This is a genomic window from Pseudomonas sp. p1(2021b) (genome assembly GCF_020151015.1).
Classification (GTDB): Bacteria; Pseudomonadota; Gammaproteobacteria; order Pseudomonadales; family Pseudomonadaceae; genus Aquipseudomonas; species Aquipseudomonas putida_K.
Map to the genome: position 1 here is coordinate 837,113 of NZ_CP083746.1, position 18,689 is coordinate 855,801.

The 18,689-nt window shown below is 62.9% G+C and carries 18 protein-coding genes; 12 read left to right on the forward strand and 6 right to left on the reverse strand.

What is annotated here, in order from left to right:
* Positions 1-2: 2 nt before the first annotated feature.
* A complete protein-coding gene (moaE, locus tag K8374_RS03945) occupies positions 3-449 on the forward strand; it encodes a molybdopterin synthase catalytic subunit MoaE (protein WP_224458009.1) in 447 nt (148 codons plus the stop codon).
* Positions 450-636: 187 nt separating this feature from the next.
* Positions 637-1,413 (forward strand): ABC transporter substrate-binding protein, encoded by a 777-nt coding sequence (locus K8374_RS03950; RefSeq protein ID WP_084857201.1) that lies wholly within the window; start codon positions 637-639, stop codon positions 1,411-1,413.
* Between the two features lie 36 nt (positions 1,414-1,449).
* On the opposite strand, the gene K8374_RS03955 is transcribed toward K8374_RS03950, so the two are convergent.
* The 3 genes from K8374_RS03955 to K8374_RS03965 form a co-directional block, all read right to left on the reverse strand.
* Positions 1,450-2,076, reverse strand: a complete 627-nt coding sequence (locus K8374_RS03955; RefSeq protein ID WP_043207432.1) for a transcriptional regulator — start codon at positions 2,074-2,076, stop codon at positions 1,450-1,452.
* A 73-nt stretch (positions 2,077-2,149) separates the two neighbouring features.
* Positions 2,150-3,280: an NAD(P)/FAD-dependent oxidoreductase gene (locus K8374_RS03960; protein WP_224458010.1), complete on the reverse strand. Its 1,131-nt coding sequence runs from the start codon at positions 3,278-3,280 to the stop codon at positions 2,150-2,152.
* A gap of 10 nt (positions 3,281-3,290) precedes the next feature.
* On the reverse strand, positions 3,291-4,241 hold the full coding sequence (locus tag K8374_RS03965; RefSeq protein ID WP_224458011.1) for an ornithine cyclodeaminase family protein: 951 nt from the start codon (positions 4,239-4,241) through the stop codon (positions 3,291-3,293).
* Between the two features lie 528 nt (positions 4,242-4,769).
* On the opposite strand from K8374_RS03965, the gene K8374_RS26285 reads away from it, so the two are divergent.
* On the forward strand, positions 4,770-5,267 hold the full coding sequence (locus tag K8374_RS26285) for an IS110 family transposase (protein WP_318010858.1): 498 nt from the start codon (positions 4,770-4,772) through the stop codon (positions 5,265-5,267).
* The gene (locus K8374_RS26290; RefSeq protein WP_318010859.1) at positions 5,264-5,698 is read left to right on the forward strand and encodes a transposase; all 435 of its coding nucleotides are present in this window, start codon (positions 5,264-5,266) and stop codon (positions 5,696-5,698) included. Before K8374_RS26285 ends, K8374_RS26290 begins: the two co-directional genes overlap by 4 nt.
* A 133-nt stretch (positions 5,699-5,831) precedes the next feature.
* Here the strand turns inward: K8374_RS26290 and rhlB are convergent, their stop codons facing one another.
* Entirely contained in the window at positions 5,832-7,268 is a 1,437-nt protein-coding gene (rhlB, locus tag K8374_RS03975; protein WP_224458012.1) for an ATP-dependent RNA helicase RhlB, read from the reverse strand.
* A gap of 101 nt (positions 7,269-7,369) precedes the next feature.
* Complete coding sequence (locus K8374_RS03980; RefSeq protein ID WP_224458013.1) at positions 7,370-8,026, reverse strand: alpha/beta hydrolase; 657 nt, start codon at positions 8,024-8,026, stop codon at positions 7,370-7,372.
* 335 nt (positions 8,027-8,361) lie between these two features.
* Here K8374_RS03980 and K8374_RS03985 point away from each other — a divergent pair, with 335 nt between their 5' ends.
* The 4 genes from K8374_RS03985 (at position 8,362) to K8374_RS04000 (ending at position 12,518) form a co-directional block, all read left to right on the forward strand.
* Complete coding sequence (locus tag K8374_RS03985) at positions 8,362-9,390, forward strand: amino acid ABC transporter substrate-binding protein (RefSeq protein WP_196144377.1); 1,029 nt, start codon at positions 8,362-8,364, stop codon at positions 9,388-9,390.
* Between the two features lie 66 nt (positions 9,391-9,456).
* Positions 9,457-10,635 (forward strand): amino acid ABC transporter permease, encoded by a 1,179-nt coding sequence (locus K8374_RS03990; RefSeq protein ID WP_224458014.1) that lies wholly within the window; start codon positions 9,457-9,459, stop codon positions 10,633-10,635.
* A gap of 10 nt (positions 10,636-10,645) precedes the next feature.
* On the forward strand, positions 10,646-11,743 hold the full coding sequence (locus K8374_RS03995; RefSeq protein WP_224458015.1) for an amino acid ABC transporter permease: 1,098 nt from the start codon (positions 10,646-10,648) through the stop codon (positions 11,741-11,743).
* Positions 11,744-11,753: 10 nt separating this feature from the next.
* Positions 11,754-12,518, forward strand: a complete 765-nt coding sequence (locus K8374_RS04000; protein WP_084857219.1) for an amino acid ABC transporter ATP-binding protein — start codon at positions 11,754-11,756, stop codon at positions 12,516-12,518.
* Between the two features lie 115 nt (positions 12,519-12,633).
* Here the strand turns inward: K8374_RS04000 and algW are convergent, their stop codons facing one another.
* Positions 12,634-13,794: a Do family serine endopeptidase AlgW gene (gene algW / locus K8374_RS04005; protein ID WP_084857221.1), complete on the reverse strand. Its 1,161-nt coding sequence runs from the start codon at positions 13,792-13,794 to the stop codon at positions 12,634-12,636.
* A gap of 287 nt (positions 13,795-14,081) precedes the next feature.
* Here algW and K8374_RS04010 point away from each other — a divergent pair, with 287 nt between their 5' ends.
* The 4 genes from K8374_RS04010 (at position 14,082) to K8374_RS04025 (ending at position 18,466) form a co-directional block, all read left to right on the forward strand.
* The gene (locus K8374_RS04010; protein WP_084857223.1) at positions 14,082-14,840 is read left to right on the forward strand and encodes a Nif3-like dinuclear metal center hexameric protein; all 759 of its coding nucleotides are present in this window, start codon (positions 14,082-14,084) and stop codon (positions 14,838-14,840) included.
* 260 nt (positions 14,841-15,100) lie between these two features.
* Positions 15,101-16,018 carry a sulfate adenylyltransferase subunit CysD gene (cysD, locus tag K8374_RS04015; protein WP_084857225.1) on the forward strand — a complete coding sequence of 306 codons (918 nt, stop codon included), beginning with the start codon at positions 15,101-15,103 and terminating at the stop codon, positions 16,016-16,018.
* 16 nt (positions 16,019-16,034) lie between these two features.
* Positions 16,035-17,936 carry a sulfate adenylyltransferase subunit CysN gene (cysN, locus tag K8374_RS04020; RefSeq protein WP_224458016.1) on the forward strand — a complete coding sequence of 634 codons (1,902 nt, stop codon included), beginning with the start codon at positions 16,035-16,037 and terminating at the stop codon, positions 17,934-17,936.
* A gap of 155 nt (positions 17,937-18,091) precedes the next feature.
* Positions 18,092-18,466 (forward strand): tail fiber domain-containing protein, encoded by a 375-nt coding sequence (locus K8374_RS04025; protein ID WP_224458017.1) that lies wholly within the window; start codon positions 18,092-18,094, stop codon positions 18,464-18,466.
* Positions 18,467-18,689 lie beyond the last annotated feature (223 nt).

The window sequence follows — 18,689 nt, forward strand, 5'->3', positions numbered from 1 at the left end:
CCATGGGTATTCGGGTTCAGCAGCAGGCGTTCGATCCCGGCGTGGAAACCAATGCCATGCATGCCGCCAACGTTGGCGTCGGCGCGGTGGTGGCGTTCGTGGGCTACGTGCGCGATTTCAACGATGGCCAGGACGTGGCGGGGATGTTCCTCGAACACTACCCGGGCATGACCGAGAAGGCCCTGGCCAAGATCGTCGTCGAGGCCGAGCAGCGCTGGCCGTTGCTCAAGGTCGAGGTGCTGCACCGCATCGGTTCGCTGCAGCCGGGCGAGCCGATCGTCTTCGTCGGCGTGGCCAGCGCCCACCGTCAGGCGGCGTTCGACGCCTGTAACTTCATCATGGATTACCTGAAGACCCGGGCGCCGTTCTGGAAGAAAGAAGACACCCAGGATGGGCCGCGTTGGGTGGACGGCAAGCAGAGCGACCAGGACGCTGCCGGTCGCTGGTGAACCGGCCGGGCATGGGCGGGCCGGCATCCAGCCTGCCCTTGCCGTACGTTGCGGTTGGTAGTTGAGTTTCTATACAAAAAAGTCCAGTATGGAATCATAAGTACAAAATGATTCCAGGCAGCCTTGCGCCTGTCACTTTTCCTCTGTCTTGCACCACACCTCCAATAACGAGCGAGAGAGATCCCCCATGAGAAAGCTCACCCTGATCAGTGGTCTGGCCCTGGGCCTGTTGGCCGGTAGCAACCTGTACGCTGCCGAGAACGTCCTGCGTATCGGTATCGAGGCCGCCTACCCGCCATTTGCTTCGAAAAACGACAAGGGCGAAATCGTGGGCTTCGACTACGAGATCGGCAATGCCCTGTGCGCGCAGATGAAGGTCAAGTGTGTCTGGCACGAGGTCGAGTTCGACGGGCTGATCCCCTCGTTGAAGGTCAGGAAGATCGATGCGGCTTTGTCGTCGATGACCATCACCAAAGAGCGCAAGCAATCGGTGGACTTCACCCACAAGTACTACTTCACCTCATCGCGTCTGGTGATGAAGAAAGGGGCGGTGGTCGATGACCAATACCAGAGCCTCAAGGGCAAGACCATCGGCGTGCAGCGTGCCACCACCACCGACCGCTACGCCACCGAAGTGCTCGAGCCGATGGGGGTGAAGGTCAACCGCTACAGCAACAACGAAGAGATCTACATGGACCTGGCGTCCGGGCGTGTGGATGCCATTTTTGCCGATACCATTCCCCTGGAGGACTTCCTGTCAATGCCTCGTGGCGCCGATTTTGCCTTCGTAGGGCCGGAGCTGAAGGACCCCAAGTACGTCGGTGAAGGTGCCGGGATCGCAGTGCGCAAAGGCAACACCGAACTGGTGAGCCAGCTCAATAGCGCCATCGATGCCATCCGTGCCAATGGTGAATACCAGAAGATCCAGGCCAAGTACTTCAAGTCGGATATCTACGGCGACTGAAACAGGCCCGGCAATCGTCAATGAAGGCCTGACCGCTCAGGCCTTCAGCTCCTTCAGGTGCTTGTACACCGTCGCCCGTCCCATTCCCAGCACGTTGGCCACGTAGTTGGCCGCGCTCTTGCCCTTGAAGGCGCCCTCGGCATGCAGGGCCAGGACCAGCTCGCGCTTGTGATCGCGGGTCAGCAGGTTAAGGCTCAATTGACGTTGGCGCAGCCAGCCGTTGAGGAAGGTGTTGATGCGTTCCTGCCAGTCGTCGCGAAACAGCGCGTCGGGTTGGGGAATCAAGCGGCTGGGCGAAAGGAACAGGTCCAGCGCCGCCTTGGCGTTCTCGAACAGTGAGATATTCAGGTTGATGCACAGCATTGCCAGGGGCGTGCCTGCGGCATCGCGCAACACGGTGCTCAGCGAGCGGATCTTCTGCCCGTCCCAGTTGAGTTTTTCGTAAGGGCCGATGTTGGTTTCATCGGTGCCGTGTTCGAGCATGTCTTCCAGGGCCGCATCGTCGCCAATCTCGCGCTTGGACAGGTTGTTGGCGATGTAATCGATCTTCTGCGTGCGCAGGTCGTGCAGTACCACTTCGGCATGGGGGAAGAACAGCGTGGCGATGGCATCGGCGATGGCCCGGTAGTTGTCCAGGGCCGGGTCAGGGCGAGGGGATGGCATTGAGGCAGGCTCCAGGTTGTGTCAGCGCCCTGCGGCCAGGGCGCAGCGAGTGTGCCGCAATCGCGGCGGCGCGTCATCCCGACAGACGCGCCGGGGACAGCATGGCGGCCGTCAGGCCAAAGCCATGCAGGTGTTCTGGTAGCGCCTCGCCACGCACCAGAGCGGCGCTGGCCTGGCCCATGGCGGGTGAGGTCTGGATGCCGTAGCCGCCCTGGCCCGCGACCCAGAACAGCCCAGGTACCTGCGGGTCGAAGCCGGCGACCAGGTCGCCGTCGGCAACGAAACTGCGCAACCCGGCCCAGGTGCGGGTAGGGCGGCGGATGCGCAGGGTGGTGGCTTCCTCGATTTGATAGATGCCTAGGGCGATGTCGAGTTCTTCGGGCTGTACATCGTGCGGCTCCACCGGGTCGGCGTTGGCGGGAGAGCCAAGCAGCATGCCGGCATCCGGCTTCATGTAGAAGGACTCATCGAGGCTGACCAGCATCGGCCAGTGGTGGCAGTCGACGTCCTCGGGGGCGGCAAAGATGAAGGCAGCGCGGCGCTTGGGTTGCAGGCCGAGGGGGCGAGCGCCGGCCAACATCCCGATATGGTCCGCCCAGGCGCCCGCGGCGTTGATCAGCACTGGAGCGCTGAAACTGCCGTGGTTGGTATGCACCTGCCACAGCCCTTGGGCGTCACGCTCCATACGTTGCACCTCGCAATCGCTGCGCACCTCGCCCTGCTGCCGGCGAATGCCCCGCAGGTAGCCCTGGTGCAGGGCATCGGTGTCGATGTCGCTGGCGCTCGGGTCGTAGAGGGCGCCATGGACCCTGTCCCGACGCAGCACCGGCAGGCGGGCGCAGGCCTGGTCGGCATCGAGCAGCTCGAATTCGGGCACGCAGGCTTTGGCGCTGAGGTACTGGCGTTGCAGTTCGGTGGGGTCGCCGTTGAAGTCCACGGTCATCTCACCGCGCGGGGTGAGCAGTGGGTGCTCGGCGAAACCACTGGGCGGATGATCGAAAAAGGTGCGGCTGGCGAGGGTCAGGGCGCGTACCTGGGGTGTGCCATAGGCGGCGGTGTAGAGCGCCGCCGAACGGCCGGTGGAGTGATAGCCGGGCTGGGATTCGCGCTCGAGCACAAGCACGCGGCCATGGGCCGCGAGCCAGTAGCCGGTGGAGGCGCCGGCGATACCCGCGCCCACGATGATGTAGTCGGCAGTCTGCATGCTGTTCTCCTCAGGCTTCGCGCAGCAACTGATACAGCGCATTGGCCAGGGCAATGTCCTCCAGGCCCAGTCCGATGGAGCGGAAGAAGGCATGGCGTTGGTAGGCGGGCACGGGGGCCTTGCCACTGAGCAGTTGCGGCAGGTCGCCGACGATCGCATCTGCCTGCCACCCCAACTGTTCGGCGGCGATGCGCATTTCGCCCGCGCTGGCGGGGGTGGTTACCCGGTAATCGCAGTAGATATCCATCTCGGCCAGGCAGGCTGGCGGGATTTCATGGGCGCGCACGGCATTGGTGCTGATCGAGGTAATCAGCGCAGGTTTGCTCAGCGTGCGTGGGTCGATGACTGGCACGGCCGAGGAGGTGCAGAGCATGATCACGTCGGCATCGTCCAGGGCCTGATCCAGGTTTTCCAGCAGTTGCAGGCGACTGTCGAGGCTGGCCAGTTGTTCGCGTTGCGCCGCGCTCTGCTGGTGCAGGCTGGGGGAATACAGGCGAATGTCCTGCCAGTCGCGCAGGCCGCGCACGTAGTGCAGGTGAGCGCGGGCGATCGGGCCGCTGCCGATCACCGTCAGGCGACGGGCATGGCCTGGGGCCAGGGCGTCGATGGCCACGGCAGTGGTGGCGGCGGTGCGTGCGGTGGTCAGTTCGCCGGCGTCGCAGAGCATCAGAGGTTGACCGTTGTCCATGGACATCAGCAGGGTCCAGGCAGTGACCAGGGGGCCTTGGTCGCGAACGATATAGGGCGAGGTCTTCACCCCGTAGACCCGCTCCGTGGCCAATACGCCGCCATAGTTGATGAAGTCGCCCCGGCCAGCCGGAAACTCCACCAGTTGCTGGGGCGGCTGTACCGCCTGGCCGGCGGCCAGGTCACGGAACAGGTTGCGCAGGATGTGTGGAACATCCACCTGGGCGAGCAATTGGCGTGCGTGTTGTTGATCGACGACGAGGGGCGCGGTCATGCGAGACTCCAGATAAACTATTTTTTCCATTATGGACTTTTTGTTTATTTGGACAATATCGCAGGCGTAAAAAGGTTGGGTACAACAGTGGCAAAAAGGGAGGGGGCTGAGGAAAAGCGCTGGGGCTTTGCCCAGGAGACAGGCACGGCGGCTTGGCGCAGTTCTATTGAAGATTACCCGCCCTTCGGGCTGCGCTGTCGCAGAGAACCATGGGTTAGCGCTGCCCTCCTGTGGGTGCGGGCTTGTCCCGCGATTAGGTCGGGCCCGATATCACTGTCGCCTGGCAAGGGCTTCGCCCTTGATCGCGGGGCAAGCCCGCTTGTGTCTTCGCAAGAGGTAAGGTGTTAGGTGAGAGGGGTGGACGGCAAGCTGCTAGCTCGCGGTGCCATGAGCACGGGTAGGAGCCGAGCTGCCGTCCACTCTTCTCGCTCTGGCTCAAGCTCGAACAGTTGACTGAGTCCGACCTCGAACAACAAGCGTGAGCCAGGCCAGAGCGACCTCTCATCTTCAAGACTAGAGGCTTTACTCATGTCTGCCTATGCCGGAATCGATGTTTCCAAAAATACCTTGCAAGTGGCCCTGTATCCCGAGGCCTCCGAGCTTTGCGTGACCAATGATGCTGCAGGGCTCGAAGTTATCGCCCAACATTTCAAAGCCCATGCGGTCGAGCGTGTGCTGGTCGAAGCTACCGGCGGTTACGAAAAGCTGTCGATCCGGTTGCTGGCCAAGGCCGGTTTGAAAGTGCAGCGAATCAATCCTGCCCGGGCACGTCAATTCGCCCTAGCCATGGGCAAGCGAGCCAAGACTGACCCTATCGATGCACGGATGCTAGCCTTATTTGCCTCCGCCTTGGAGGACAAGCATTTCGTTGTACCTGACGAGGCTCGCGAGCACCTGACCGAACTGGTCAATCAGCGCGATAGCTGGTCCAGCAACGCGATGACAATCGTCGCCGCATCAAGCAGGCCTCGCTGCCTGTTGTGCTGGAGCACTATAAAACGCTCGAATCGACATTACGCGTCTTGATCAAGGCATGCGATGAACAGATCGCTGAGCAGAGTCGCCGTGTCGATGCAGACCTATTCGAACGCTTGAGCGAGATCAAGGGTGTGGGCAACGTCACCATTGCCAGTCTGTTCTGCTATCTGCCGGAACTGGGTGATCTGAACCGTGCGCAAGTAGCTGCCCTGGCGGGTGTGGCGCCCTACAACAACGACAGTGGGACCAAAAACGGAAAGCGCCATGTCTACGGCGGCCGGGCGAAACTGCGTCGTGCGGCCTACATGTGCACCTTGGTGATGGCACGCGTGAATCCAGATTTTAAAGCGCGATGGGCCCGGCTGCGCGCGAGCGGTAAGCCAGCAAAAGTAGCGCTGGTGGCATGCATGCGCGTGCTGCTGGTGAGGCTCAATGCCATGGTGCGTGATGGAACGCCATGGCGTGATCAGCCTGTCTGAAGGCACATCGGGTAGGCAGACTGGTGTCTGCCTACCGCTGATACGTGCATTGGTCGGGTGGAAGTGAAAGACAGTTGGCTCCTACAGGGCTCTGCACGTTCGCAATGGGGCACCAGGTGCCCCAGATTGGGGCTCAGTGATGCTTGCGCGGCACCGGCTTTAGCAGTTCGTCGGGCGGCATTTCGCACTTGATCTTGCGCCCCAGTAGCTCCTCGATGGCCGGTAGCTGGTAGGCGTCGTCCTCGCCCGCGAAACTGATCGACACGCCATTGGTGCCGGCCCGGCCCGTGCGGCCGATGCGGTGCACGTAGTCGTCCGGGTCTTCCGGCAGGGTGAAGTTGATCACGTGGCTGATACCATCGATGTGAATACCGCGGCCGGCCACGTCGGTGGCCACCAGCACGGCGATGCGGCCTTCACGGAAGCTTTCCAGGGTGCGGATGCGCTTGTGCTGCGGCACGTCGCCTGACAGCTGGGCGGCGTTGATGCCGTCGCGCACCAGGCGCTCCTCGACCCGCCGCACTTCGTCCTTGCGGTTGGCGAATACCATCACCCGTTCCCACTTGTTCTGGGTCACCAGGTTGTACAGCAGCTTGTACTTGTCGCTCGAGGCCACGGCATAGACGTGCTGCTCGACCGTTTCGCTGGCCACGTTCTCCGGCTCGATCTCGACGATGGCCGGGTTGGTGGTCCACTGCTTGGCCAGGTTCATCACATCGTCGGTGAAGGTGGCCGAGAACAGCAGCGTCTGGCGTTCGCTCTTGGGTGGGGTCTGGCGGATGATCTGGCGCACCTGCGGGATGAAGCCCATGTCGAGCATGCGGTCGGCTTCGTCCAGCACCAGTACCTCGACCATGTCCAGGTGCACCTCGCCGCGCTGGTGGAAGTCCAGCAGACGGCCCGGGGTGGCCACCAGGATGTCGCAATGGCGCGCTTCCAGTGCCTTGAGCTGCTTGTCGAAGTCCATGCCGCCCACGAACGTCATCACGTTCAGGCCGCTGTACTTGGTCAGGGCCATGGCGTCCTTGGCGATCTGCACCACCAGCTCACGGGTCGGCGCGATGATCAGCGCACGCGGCTCACCCATGTAGCGTTCTTTGGGCGGTGGGGTCTGCTGCAGCTGGGAGATGATCGAGATCAGGAACGCCGCAGTCTTGCCGGTGCCGGTCTGGGCCCGGCCGATGGCGTCCTTGCCACGCAGGGTATGGCCCAGCACCTGGGCCTGGATCGGTGTGCAGTAGGGGAAGCCCAGGTCGTGGATGGCATGCATCAGCTCGTTGGACAGCTTGAAGTCATGGAAGCGGGTCTTGCCTTCCTGGGGCTCGACCACGAAGTCTTCCGGCTTCCACAGGCTGGCCTGGGGCTTTGGCTTGCGCTCGCGGCGCGGCTTGTCCTTGGCTGCGGGTTTGTCTGCGCGCGGGGCAGCTGCCGGTGCTGGCGTTTCGACGGGTTGCACGGCCGCTGTCGGCGGCTCTGCCGCGGGCGGAGGGGTAATCACGTTGGCAACGGGCGCGACGGCCTGCGGGGCAGCGTCGGGCTTGCCGAATATTTTCTTGAGTGCCTTGAGCACGATCGTCTCGTCAACTGGTTAAGGAATGTACGCCGGGCAGTGTAATGCAAGAACCGGGCGCGGCGTAGTGGAGTGCGCCGACAACTACAGGCGAACCCTGCTTATTGCAGCTGCTTGCCCAGCCAGTCGTGGATATCGCCGAGTTCCTCGACCACCACTTCGTGTTCCATCGGGTATTCATGCCAGCGGGCGGCGACACCCCAGCTGTTCAGGTATTCGAAGGCGGTACGGCCCATGGAGGGGATCACCACCGGGTCGTGCACACCGTGCAGGCACAGGGCTGGGGTACGTTGCTGGCAGGCGCTCAGCTGGTGGGTATCACTGAAGGTCGGGGCGTAGGTAGACAGCGCGATCACGCCACCCAGCGCCTCCTGCCACTTTATATAGGCTGTATGCAGGACCACGGCGCCGCCTTGGGAAAAACCGGCCAGGAAGATTCGGGTCAGGTCGATGCCCTTGGCCCGTTCCGCTTCGATCAGGCCGATGATCTGCTCGGCCGATTCCTCCAGTTGCGCCTCGTCGATCGCGCGTGCCGGGGTCATGGCCTTGATGTCGTACCAACTGGGCATGGCGTAGCCGCCATTGATGGTCACCGGCCGGGTGGGTGCCTGGGGCATGACGAAGCGGGTGCTGAGCAGGCGCTCCTGCATGAATTCGGCCACAGGTAGGAAGTCGTAACGATCGGCCCCCAGGCCGTGCAACCAGATCACACAGGCGTCGGCGGTGTTCTGGGGTTCGAGGATCAACGGGTTGGTCATGGCTGCTCCGAAAGTGTGCGTACGCCCAGGTTCTGGTGCGTGAAAAGAAGGCGTGCATGGGTAATGCCACAAGAAGATGTCGCAACTCTACAACTTTTCCGCATTGACGACCGCTTAAACGCTCGAGTCCAGAACTGTGGTACGCCCTTTGCTACGGATCAACCGATGCGAAGGGATAGACCGGCGACGGTAACACCCTTGTGCGGATAGAAGGCTGTCATCAGAACAGCTCATTGCACCATTGACCCAATAACAAGCCAACCAGGGTCGGATGCGCCTCATAAGGGTGCGGTGCAATTCCGGCTCGATACAACAAGAGCGATTGGAGGTTGAGAATGAAGATGTTGAAAACCACCCTGGCAGTCCTGACCGCTGCCGCCGCGCTGGGCGCCACCAGTTTCGCCCAGGCCGGCGCGACCCTCGATGCGGTCAAGAAGAAGGGCTTCGTCCAGTGTGGCGTGAGTGACGGCCTCCCGGGCTTCTCGGTACCGGACAGCACCGGCAAGATCGTCGGTATCGACGCCGATGTGTGCCGCGCCGTGGCAGCGGCGGTGTTCGGCGATGCCACCAAGGTCAAGTTCAGCCAGCTCAACGCCAAGGAACGCTTCACCGCGCTGCAGTCGGGCGAAGTCGACGTGCTGTCGCGCAACACCACCTGGACCAGCTCGCGCGATGCCGGCATGGGCCTGGTGTTCGCCGGTGTCACCTACTACGACGGCGTCGGTTTCCTGGTCAACAAGAAGCTGGGCGTGTCCAGTGCCAAGGAGCTCGATGGCGCGACTATCTGTATCCAGGCCGGTACCACCACCGAGCTGAACGTCTCGGACTTCTTCCGCGCCAATGGCCTGAAGTACACCCCCATCACCTTCGACACCTCCGACGAAAGTGCCAAGTCGCTGGAGTCCGGCCGTTGCGACGTGCTGACCTCGGACAAGTCGCAGCTGTTCGCCCAGCGCTCGAAGCTGGCCGCACCGAGCGAATACGTGGTCCTGCCGGAAACCATCTCCAAGGAGCCGCTGGGCCCGGTTGTGCGCAAGGGCGACGAGGAGTGGTTCAGCATCGTCAAGTGGACCCTCTTCGCCATGCTCAACGCCGAGGAAGCGGGCATCACCTCGAAGAACGTCGAGGCCGAGGCCAAGTCCACCAAGAACCCCGACGTTGCCCGCCTGCTGGGCGCCGACGGCGAATACGGCAAGGACCTGAAGCTGCCCAAGGACTGGGTGGTGCAGATCGTCAAGCAGGTAGGCAACTATGGCGAAGTGTTCGAGAAGAACCTGGGCCAGAGCACCGACCTGAAGATCGACCGTGGCATGAACGCCCTGTGGAACAACGGCGGCATCCAGTACGCGCCTCCAGTGCGCTGATGGCTGCACCCTGCGGCGGCATCCCGCCGCCGCAGGTTGTTCGATCCCATCCTTGCGGGGCATTTCATGCAAAATCGAATCGGCGCGCAGAAGGGGTTTTCCCTGAGCGATCCACGTGTGCGCGCGTGGCTGTTCCAGGTGGTCACGGTGGTGTTTGTGGTCGGCCTGGGCTGGTACCTGTTCCATAATACCCAGGCCAACCTGCAACACCGGGGCATCACCTCGGGCTTCGACTTCCTCGAGCGCAGTGCGGGCTTCGGCATCGCCCAGCACCTGATTCCCTACGTGGAGTCGGACAGCTATGCCCGGGTATTCGTCATCGGCCTGCTCAACACGCTGCTGGTGACCTTAATCGGCATCATCCTGGCCACGCTGCTGGGCTTCGTCATCGGCGTGGCGCGGCTGTCGCCGAACTGGATGATCAGCAAGCTGGCGACCGTGTACGTGGAAACCTTCCGCAACATCCCGCCGCTGCTGCAGATCCTGTTCTGGTACTTCGCCGTGTTCCTCACGCTGCCGGGGCCACGGGGCAGCATCAACCTCGACGACACCTTCTTCATCAGCAACCGGGGCCTGAACATGCCCGGCGCGACCCTGGCCGAAGGCTTCTGGCCGTTCGTGCTGGCGCTGGTGCTGGCGGTCGTCGCCATCGCGCTGATGGTGCGCCTGGCCAACAAGCGTTTCGACGAGACCGGCGAGCCGTTCCACAAGTTCTGGGTGGGACTGCTGATGTTCATCGGTATCCCCGGCGTCTGCGTGGCATTGTTCGGCAGCCCGGTGCACTGGGAGGTGCCACAGCTCAAGGGCTTCAACTTCGTTGGCGGCTGGGTGCTGATTCCCGAATTGCTCGCCTTGACCCTGGCGCTGACCATCTACACGGCGGCGTTCATCGCCGAGATCGTGCGCTCGGGCATCCGCTCGGTCAGCCATGGCCAGACCGAGGCCGCGCGTTCGCTGGGCCTGCGCGAGGGGCCGACCCTGCGCAAGGTGATCATCCCCCAGGCCTTGCGGGTGATCGTGCCGCCGTTGACCAGCCAGTACCTGAACCTGGCGAAGAACTCATCCCTGGCGGCCGGCATCGGCTATCCAGAGATGGTCTCGCTGTTCGCCGGTACCGTGCTCAACCAGACCGGTCAGGCGATCGAGGTGATCGCCATCACCATGAGTGTCTATCTGGCCATCAGCCTCAGCATTTCGCTGCTGATGAACGGGTACAACAAGCGCATCGCGCTGATCGAGCGATGAGGGTACGCCTGTGACAGCCCATGTTTTCAAACCTGACATGCCGCCACCGGTGAAGACCGTCGGCGCGCTCGCATGGATGCGTGCCAACCTGTTCTCCAACTGGCTCAACACCGTGTTGACCCTGTTCGCCCTGTACCTGGTCTGGCTCATCGTGCCACCGCTGGTGCAGTGGGCGTTCATCGATGCCAACTGGGTCGGTACCACCCGGGCCGACTGCACCCAGGAGGGCGCCTGCTGGGTGTTCATCCAGCAGCGTTTCGGCCAGTTCATGTATGGCTACTACCCGGTGGAGCTGCGCTGGCGGGTCGATCTGACCGTCTGGCTCGCCGTGCTCGGCGCCGCGCCGCTGTTCATCAAGCGCTTCCCGCGCAAGGTGGTCTACGGCCTGGGCTTTTTGGTGCTGTACCCGATCCTGGCCTATACCCTGTTGCACGGCGGCTATCTGGGCCTTGCCACGGTATCCACCAGCCAGTGGGGCGGCCTGATGCTGACCCTGGTGATCGCCACCGTCGGTATCGTCGGTGCCTTGCCGCTGGGCATCCTCCTGGCGCTGGGGCGGCGTTCCAACCTGCCGGCGGTGAAGGTCGTCTGCGTGACCTTCATCGAGTTCTGGCGGGGTGTGCCGCTGATCACCGTGTTGTTCATGTCCTCGGTGATGCTGCCGTTGTTCCTGCCCGAGGGCATGAGCTTCGACAAGCTGCTGCGGGCCATGATCGGGGTGATCCTGTTCCAGTCGGCCTACATCGCCGAGGTGGTCCGTGGTGGCCTGCAGGCCATCCCCAAGGGCCAGTACGAAGCGGCCGCGGCCATGGGCCTGGGCTACTGGCGGGCGATGGGGCTGGTGATCCTGCCCCAGGCGCTCAAGCTGGTGATCCCCGGCATCGTCAATACCTTCATCGCCCTGTTCAAGGACACCAGCCTGGTGATCATCATCGGCCTGTTCGACCTGCTCAACAGCGTCAAGCAGGCCGCCGCCGACCCGGCCTGGCTGGGCATGGCCACCGAGGGCTATGTGTTCGCTGCCCTGGTGTTCTGGATTTTCTGTTTCGGTATGTCCCGCTACTCCATGCACCTGGAGCGCAAGCTGGACACTGGCCACAAGCGTTAGGAGTTTCGAAATGAGTGAAGCGAGCAAGCAGCCTGTCGGCCCCGAAGGCATCATCCAGATGCAGGGTGTGAACAAGTGGTATGGGCAGTTCCACGTGCTCAAGGACATCAACCTGAACGTGCGCCAAGGTGAGCGTATCGTGCTGTGCGGGCCTTCCGGTTCCGGTAAGTCGACCACCATCCGCTGCCTCAACCGCCTGGAAGAGCACCAGCAGGGTCGTATCGTGGTCGATGGCGTGGAGCTGACCAACGACCTCAAGCAGATCGAGGCGATCCGTCGTGAGGTGGGCATGGTGTTCCAGCACTTCAACCTGTTCCCGCACCTGAGCATCCTCGAGAACTGCACCCTGGCGCCGATGTGGGTACGCAAGATGCCCCGGCGCAAGGCCGAGGAAATCGCCATGCACTACCTGGAGCGGGTGCGTATTCCCGAACAGGCGCACAAGTATCCGGGGCAGTTGTCCGGCGGCCAGCAACAGCGCGTGGCGATCGCCCGGGCGCTGTGCATGAAGCCCAAGATCATGCTGTTCGACGAGCCGACCTCGGCGCTGGACCCGGAGATGGTCAAAGAGGTGCTCGATACCATGGTGGGCCTGGCCGAGGACGGCATGACCATGCTCTGTGTGACCCACGAGATGGGCTTTGCCCGGACGGTGGCGAACCGGGTGATCTTCATGGACAAGGGCGAGATCGTGGAACAGGCGGCACCGGATGACTTCTTCGACCGGCCGCGCAGTGACCGGACCAAGTTGTTCCTCAGCCAGATCCTGCATTGATGTGTTGGGGCCGCGTTGCGGCCCTTTCGCGGCACAAGGCCGCGCCTACCGGGAGACACGCGATTTCCTGTAGGCGCGGCCTTGTGCCGCGAACGAGCTGCAAAGCAGCCCTGGCTTACTTCTGTTCCTGCGCCGCAACCGGCGCGGGTGGCGGCCGCAGCCCCACTTCGGCGATCAGCTTGAGCTGCTCGCCATTGCGCATCACTTCGATGGAAATCTTCTCGTTGGGCTTGATCCGCGCCACCTGGTTCATCGACTTGCGCCCGTCACCGGCCGGTTCACCGTTGATGCTCAGGATCACGTCACCGAGCTGCAGGCCTGCACGTTGCGCCGGGCCGTCGCGGAAGATACCCGCCACCACGATGCCCGGGCGGTCCTTCATGCCGTAGGACTCGGCCAGTTCCTGGCTCAGCGGCTGTACCTCGATGCCCAGCCAGCCACGGATCACCTGACCGTGCTCGACGATCGACTTCATGACCTCCAGTGCCAGCTTGACCGGGATGGCGAAGCCGATGCCCTGAGAGCCACCGGACTTGGAGAAGATCGCGGTGTTGATGCCGATCAGGTTGCCGTTGGCATCGATCAGCGCCCCGCCCGAGTTGCCCGGGTTGATCGCCGCGTCCGTCTGGATGAAGTCTTCGTAGTTGTTCAGGCCCAGCTGGTTGCGGCCGGTGGCGCTGATGATGCCCATGGTCACGGTCTGGCCGACGCCGAAGGGGTTGCCGATGGCCAGGGACACGTCGCCGATGTGGATGGTGTCGGAGCGGCCGATGGTGATGGCCGGCAGTTTCTTCAGGTCGATCTTCAAGACCGCGAGGTCGGTTTCCGGGTCGCTGCCGATCACCCGCGCGAGGGTTTCACGGCCGTCCTTGAGCGCCACGACGATCTGGTCTGCGCCGCTGGTCACGTGGTTGTTGGTCAGCAGGTAGCCTTCGGGGCTCATGATCACCGCCGAACCCAGGCTCGACTCCCAGCGCCGTTGCTTGGGCAGGTTGTCGCCGAAGAAGCGGCGGAACTGCGGGTCTTCGAACAGCGGGTGCGAACTCTTGTTCACCACCTTGGTGGTGTACAGGTTGGCCACCGCCGGCGCGGCCAGGGTCACGGCGTCGGCATAGGACACCGGCCCCTGCACGATGCGCGAGGTCTGGGGGGCCTGCTGCAGGTTGACGTCCTGGCTGGGCAGGCCGACCCATTCGGGAAAACGCTGGATGATCAGCATGGCGATCAGTACGCCGGTAAGCAGGGGCCATCCAAAAAAACGCAAAGCCTTGAGCATCGAATGAATCCTGGGAGTGGGGCAGGGGCCGGTGGCTGCGCAGCAGGGAGCGAGCGCGCGCGATCATACACTGGTAACAGCGTGGTCGGCGACGCGGTAATCGTGGTGCCGGCTTCGCGGGTAAACCCGATCCCACACAAGGGGCGGGCTTACCCGCGAATGACGGTGCCACGAATGGATCCCCAGGCGATTGCAGCCGGTTTCCCCGAAGCCGGCGACGGCCCATAATGGCGGCCATTATACGGGCGTTGCGCCCACCGAACGTGCAGATTTCGAGGAGATTTTCCATGGCCGTCGCCCTGAGCACCCTGGTGGAGGAAGCCGAGCGCTACCTGGCCAGTGCCAAGATCCAGGATTACTGCCCCAATGGCCTGCAGGTCGAGGGTCGGCCGCAGGTCAGCCGCATCGTCAGTGGCGTCACCGCCAGCCAGGCCTTGCTCGATGCCGCGGTCGAGGCCGAGGCCGACCTGGTGCTGGTGCACCACGGTTACTTCTGGAAAGGCGAGAACCCCTGCATCACCGGCATGAAGCAGCGCCGCCTCAAGACCCTGCTCAAGCATGACATCAGCCTGCTGGCCTATCACCTGCCGTTGGACCTGCACCCGGAGGTGGGCAACAACGTGCAGCTGGCTCGCCAGCTGGACATCACCGTCGAGGGGCTGCTGGACCCGGACAACCCCAAGGTGGTCGGCCTGGTGGGTTCGCTCGCCGAGCCGGTGTCGGCGCGTGATTTCGCTCGGCGGGTGCAGGAGGTCATGGGGCGCGAACCGCTGGTGATCGAGGGCGAGCAAATGATCCGTCGGGTGGGCTGGTGCACCGGCGGTGGGCAGGGGTATATCGACACCGCCATTGCTGCAGGGGTCGACCTGTTCTTGAGTGGGGAGGCGTCCGAGCAGACCTTCCACAGCGCCCGCGAGAACGGCATCAGCTTCATCGCCGCTGGCCACCACGCGACCGAGCGTTATGGCGTCCAGGCGCTGGGCGACTACCTGGCACGGCGTTTTGCGTTGGAGCACCTGTTCATCGACTGCCCGAACCCGATCTGACGGCCTGGCAGGCCCAATCGCGGGACAAGCCCGCGCCCACAGGTACAGCGCTGTTCATGGGGCATGCGCGGTACTTGTGGGAGCGGGCTTGTCCCGCGTTTGGGCCTCAAAGCGGCCCTCGATTCCCCCCAAACCCGTAGTCATATCGTTAGATTCTTTCGGTCTATCCAACCTCCTAAATAGAATCAAGTGCTGTGATACAGTGCCAGCCTCGAACACGGCCCGCTGGCCGTCCATAAGATCGTTTTTCGTGAGTAGCCATGGTCGACAAACTGACGCACTTGAAACAGCTGGAGGCGGAGAGCATCCACATCATCCGCGAGGTGGCCGCCGAGTTCGACAACCCGGTGATGCTGTACTCGATCGGCAAGGACTCCGCCGTGATGCTGCACCTGGCGCGCAAGGCCTTCTTCCCGGGCAAGCTGCCGTTCCCGGTGATGCACGTCGACACCCAGTGGAAATTCCAGGAGATGTACCGCTTCCGCGACAAGATGGTCGAGGAGATGGGCCTGGAACTGATCACCCACGTCAACCCCGAAGGCGTGGCCCAGGGCATCAACCCGTTCACCCATGGCAGCTCCAAGCACACCGACATCATGAAGACCCAGGGCCTGAAGCAGGCGCTGGACAAGTACGGCTTCGACGCCGCGTTCGGCGGTGCCCGCCGCGACGAGGAGAAGTCCCGGGCCAAGGAGCGTGTCTACTCCTTCCGTGACAGCAAGCACCGCTGGGACCCGAAGAACCAGCGCCCGGAGCTGTGGAACATCTACAACGGCAAGGTCAACAAGGGCGAGTCGATCCGCGTCTTCCCGCTGTCGAACTGGACCGAGCTGGACATCTGGCAGTACATCTACCTCGAAGGCATCCCGATCGTGCCGCTGTACTTCGCCGCCGAGCGCGAGGTCATCGAGAAGAACGGCACCCTGATCATGATCGACGACGAACGGATCCTCGAGCACCTCACCGATGAGGAGAAGGCACGTATCGTCAAGAAGAAGGTGCGTTTCCGTACCCTCGGCTGCTACCCGTTGACGGGCGCGGTGGAGTCGGAGGCCGACAGCCTCACCGACATCATTCAGGAAATGCTCCTGACGCGCACTTCCGAGCGCCAGGGCCGCGTCATCGACCACGATGGCGCAGGCTCCATGGAAGACAAGAAACGTCAGGGCTATTTCTAATTCTCAGGGTTACTCCATGTCGCACCAATCCGATTTGATCAGCGAAGACATCGTCGCTTATCTGGCTCAGCACGAGCGCAAAGAACTGCTGCGTTTCCTCACCTGCGGCAACGTGGATGACGGCAAGAGCACCCTGATCGGGCGCCTGCTGCACGACTCCAAGATGATCTACGAGGACCACCTCGAGGCCATCACCCGCGATTCGAAAAAGGTCGGCACCACCGGCGAGGACGTGGACCTGGCGCTGCTGGTCGACGGCCTGCAGGCCGAGCGTGAACAGGGCATCACCATCGATGTCGCCTACCGCTATTTCTCCACTGCCAAGCGCAAGTTCATCATTGCTGACACCCCAGGCCACGAGCAGTACACCCGCAACATGGCCACCGGTGCCTCGACCTGCGACCTGGCGATCATCCTGGTCGATGCGCGCTACGGTGTGCAGACCCAGACCCGCCGCCACAGCTTCATCGCCTCGTTGCTGGGCATCAAGCATATCGTGGTCGCGGTCAACAAGATGGACCTGAAGAACTTCGACGAGCAGGTGTTCGAGTCGATCAAGGCCGACTACCTGAAGTTCGCCGAGGGCATCAACCTCAAGCCGTCGAGCCTGCACTTCGTGCCGATGTCGGCGCTCAAGGGCGACAACGTGGTCAACCGCAGCGAGCGTTCGCCGTGGTACACCGGCCCTGCGCTGATGGAAATCCTCGAGACCGTGGAAGTGGCGGCCGACCGTAACTTCACCGACCTGCGCTTCCCGGTGCAGTACGTCAACCGCCCGAACCTGAACTTCCGCGGTTTTGCCGGCACCATCGCCAGCGGCGTCGTGCACAAGGGTGACGAAGTGGTCGTGCTGCCCTCGGGCAAGAGCAGCCGGGTCAAGTCCATCGTCACCTTCGAAGGCGAGTTGGAAAACGCAGGGCCCGGCCAGGCCGTGACCCTGACCATGGAAGACGAGATCGATATTTCCCGTGGCGATCTGCTGGTGCATGCCGACAACGTCCCACCGGTGACCGACCAGTTCGACGCCATGCTGGTGTGGATGGCCGAAGAGCCGATGCTGCCGGGCAAGAAGTACGACATCAAGCGCGCCACCAGCTACGTGCCGGGCTCTATCGCCAGCATCACTCACAAGGTGGATGTGAATACCCTGGAGCAGGGCGCCGCCAGCGCGCTGCAACTGAACGAGATCGGCCGCGTCAAGGTCAGCCTGGACGCCGCTATCGCCCTGGACGGCTACGACAGCAACCGCACCACCGGTGCGTTCATCGTCATCGACCGCCTGACCAACGGCACCGTCGGCGCCGGCATGATCATCGCACCGCCGGTATTGCCGCACGGCAGCACCGGTCACCACGGCAAGCTGGCCCACGTTTCCACCGAGGAGCGTGCCCTGCGCTTCGGCCAGCAGCCGGCTACCGTGCTGTTCAGCGGCCTGTCCGGTGCAGGCAAGAGCACCCTGGCCTATGCCGTGGAGCGCAAGTTGTTCGACATGGGCCGTGCGGTATACGTGCTCGACGGCCAGAACCTGCGTCACGACCTGAACAAAGGCCTGCCGCAGGACCGCGCCGGCCGTACCGAGAACTGGCGCCGTGCCGCCCATGTGGCGCGCCAGTTCAACGAAGCCGGCATGCTGACCCTGGCGGCCTTCGTGGCGCCGGACGCCGAAGGCCGCGAGCAGGCCAAGGCGCTGATCGGCAAGGAGCGCCTGGTCACCGTCTACGTGCAGGCATCGCCGATCGCCTGCCGCGAGCGCGACCCACAAGGCCTGTATGCCGCCGACGGCGACAACATCCCGGGCGAAAGCTTCCCGTACGATGTGCCGCTGGATGCGGACCTGGTGATCGACACCCAGGTCACCAGCGTCGAAGAAGGTGTCAAGCAAGTGCTGGACGTGCTGCGCAAGCGCGGCGCGATCTGATCTTCGATGCCCCTAGACAACCCCGCTTCGGCGGGGTTTCTTTTTTCGCATTTCGGTAATTTTTCCGCTGGTCATTGTTGAAAAGCCAACTGGTTGCAGTGTGTCTCGTTTCGGCATCCTCGTACGGCAAATAAGCAATCCATGTAGGAAGATTCATGACCATCAAGAAAGTCGCCTCCATCGTGCTCCTCGCACTCTCCGCTACGGTGGCAAGCGTTGCCTACGCCGACATCGGCGCCAAGTGCTGCCCGTTCAGCGACGAGCGTTTGAAGACCAACGTCGAGACCCTGCTGGACTCGACCAATACCTTGACCAAGATCCACGGCGTGCGCTTCAAGTGGAAGGACTCGGGACGCGAGGACATCGGCGTCGTCGCGCAGAACGTCAAAGCGGTATACCCCGAACTGGTGCACGAAAAGGACGGCATGCTGACCGTCGATTACGAGAAGCTGGTGGGCCCGCTGATCGAGTCGGTGCGCGAGTTGAATCAGCGTATCGAAGTGCTGGAAAAGGCCCAGGTCGCCCATTGAGTTCCCGCGCGCTGCGCTGCCTAGAAAACAGGCGGTAGCGCTGCTCCTGTGGGGCGGGCCTGTCCGGCGATCGCGCCAGCCCAGGAATCGCTGCATGCTGCATCCCTGCCCCTACCTCCCGGCATGCTACCCAAGCCGGCAACGTCGCCAGCGTTCTCACAGGAGCATGACCATGAAAACAGCAATGAAGCAGGGCATTATCGACCTCCGTCGTGGTGGAGAC

Coding starts and splice junctions, on each gene's coding strand:
- moaE (WP_224458009.1), top strand. CDS start 3: ATGGGTATTCGGGTTCAGCAGCAGGCGTTCGATCCCGGCGTGGAAACC.
- K8374_RS03950 (WP_084857201.1), top strand. CDS start 637: ATGAGAAAGCTCACCCTGATCAGTGGTCTGGCCCTGGGCCTGTTGGCC.
- K8374_RS03955 (WP_043207432.1), bottom strand. CDS start 2,076: ATGCCATCCCCTCGCCCTGACCCGGCCCTGGACAACTACCGGGCCATC.
- K8374_RS03960 (WP_224458010.1), bottom strand. CDS start 3,280: ATGCAGACTGCCGACTACATCATCGTGGGCGCGGGTATCGCCGGCGCC.
- K8374_RS03965 (WP_224458011.1), bottom strand. CDS start 4,241: ATGACCGCGCCCCTCGTCGTCGATCAACAACACGCACGCCAATTGCTC.
- K8374_RS26285 (WP_318010858.1), top strand. CDS start 4,770: ATGTCTGCCTATGCCGGAATCGATGTTTCCAAAAATACCTTGCAAGTG.
- K8374_RS03980 (WP_224458013.1), bottom strand. CDS start 8,026: ATGACCAACCCGTTGATCCTCGAACCCCAGAACACCGCCGACGCCTGT.
- K8374_RS03985 (WP_196144377.1), top strand. CDS start 8,362: ATGAAGATGTTGAAAACCACCCTGGCAGTCCTGACCGCTGCCGCCGCG.
- K8374_RS03990 (WP_224458014.1), top strand. CDS start 9,457: ATGCAAAATCGAATCGGCGCGCAGAAGGGGTTTTCCCTGAGCGATCCA.
- K8374_RS04000 (WP_084857219.1), top strand. CDS start 11,754: ATGAGTGAAGCGAGCAAGCAGCCTGTCGGCCCCGAAGGCATCATCCAG.
- algW (WP_084857221.1), bottom strand. CDS start 13,794: ATGCTCAAGGCTTTGCGTTTTTTTGGATGGCCCCTGCTTACCGGCGTA.
- K8374_RS04010 (WP_084857223.1), top strand. CDS start 14,082: ATGGCCGTCGCCCTGAGCACCCTGGTGGAGGAAGCCGAGCGCTACCTG.
- cysD (WP_084857225.1), top strand. CDS start 15,101: ATGGTCGACAAACTGACGCACTTGAAACAGCTGGAGGCGGAGAGCATC.
- cysN (WP_224458016.1), top strand. CDS start 16,035: ATGTCGCACCAATCCGATTTGATCAGCGAAGACATCGTCGCTTATCTG.
- K8374_RS04025 (WP_224458017.1), top strand. CDS start 18,092: ATGACCATCAAGAAAGTCGCCTCCATCGTGCTCCTCGCACTCTCCGCT.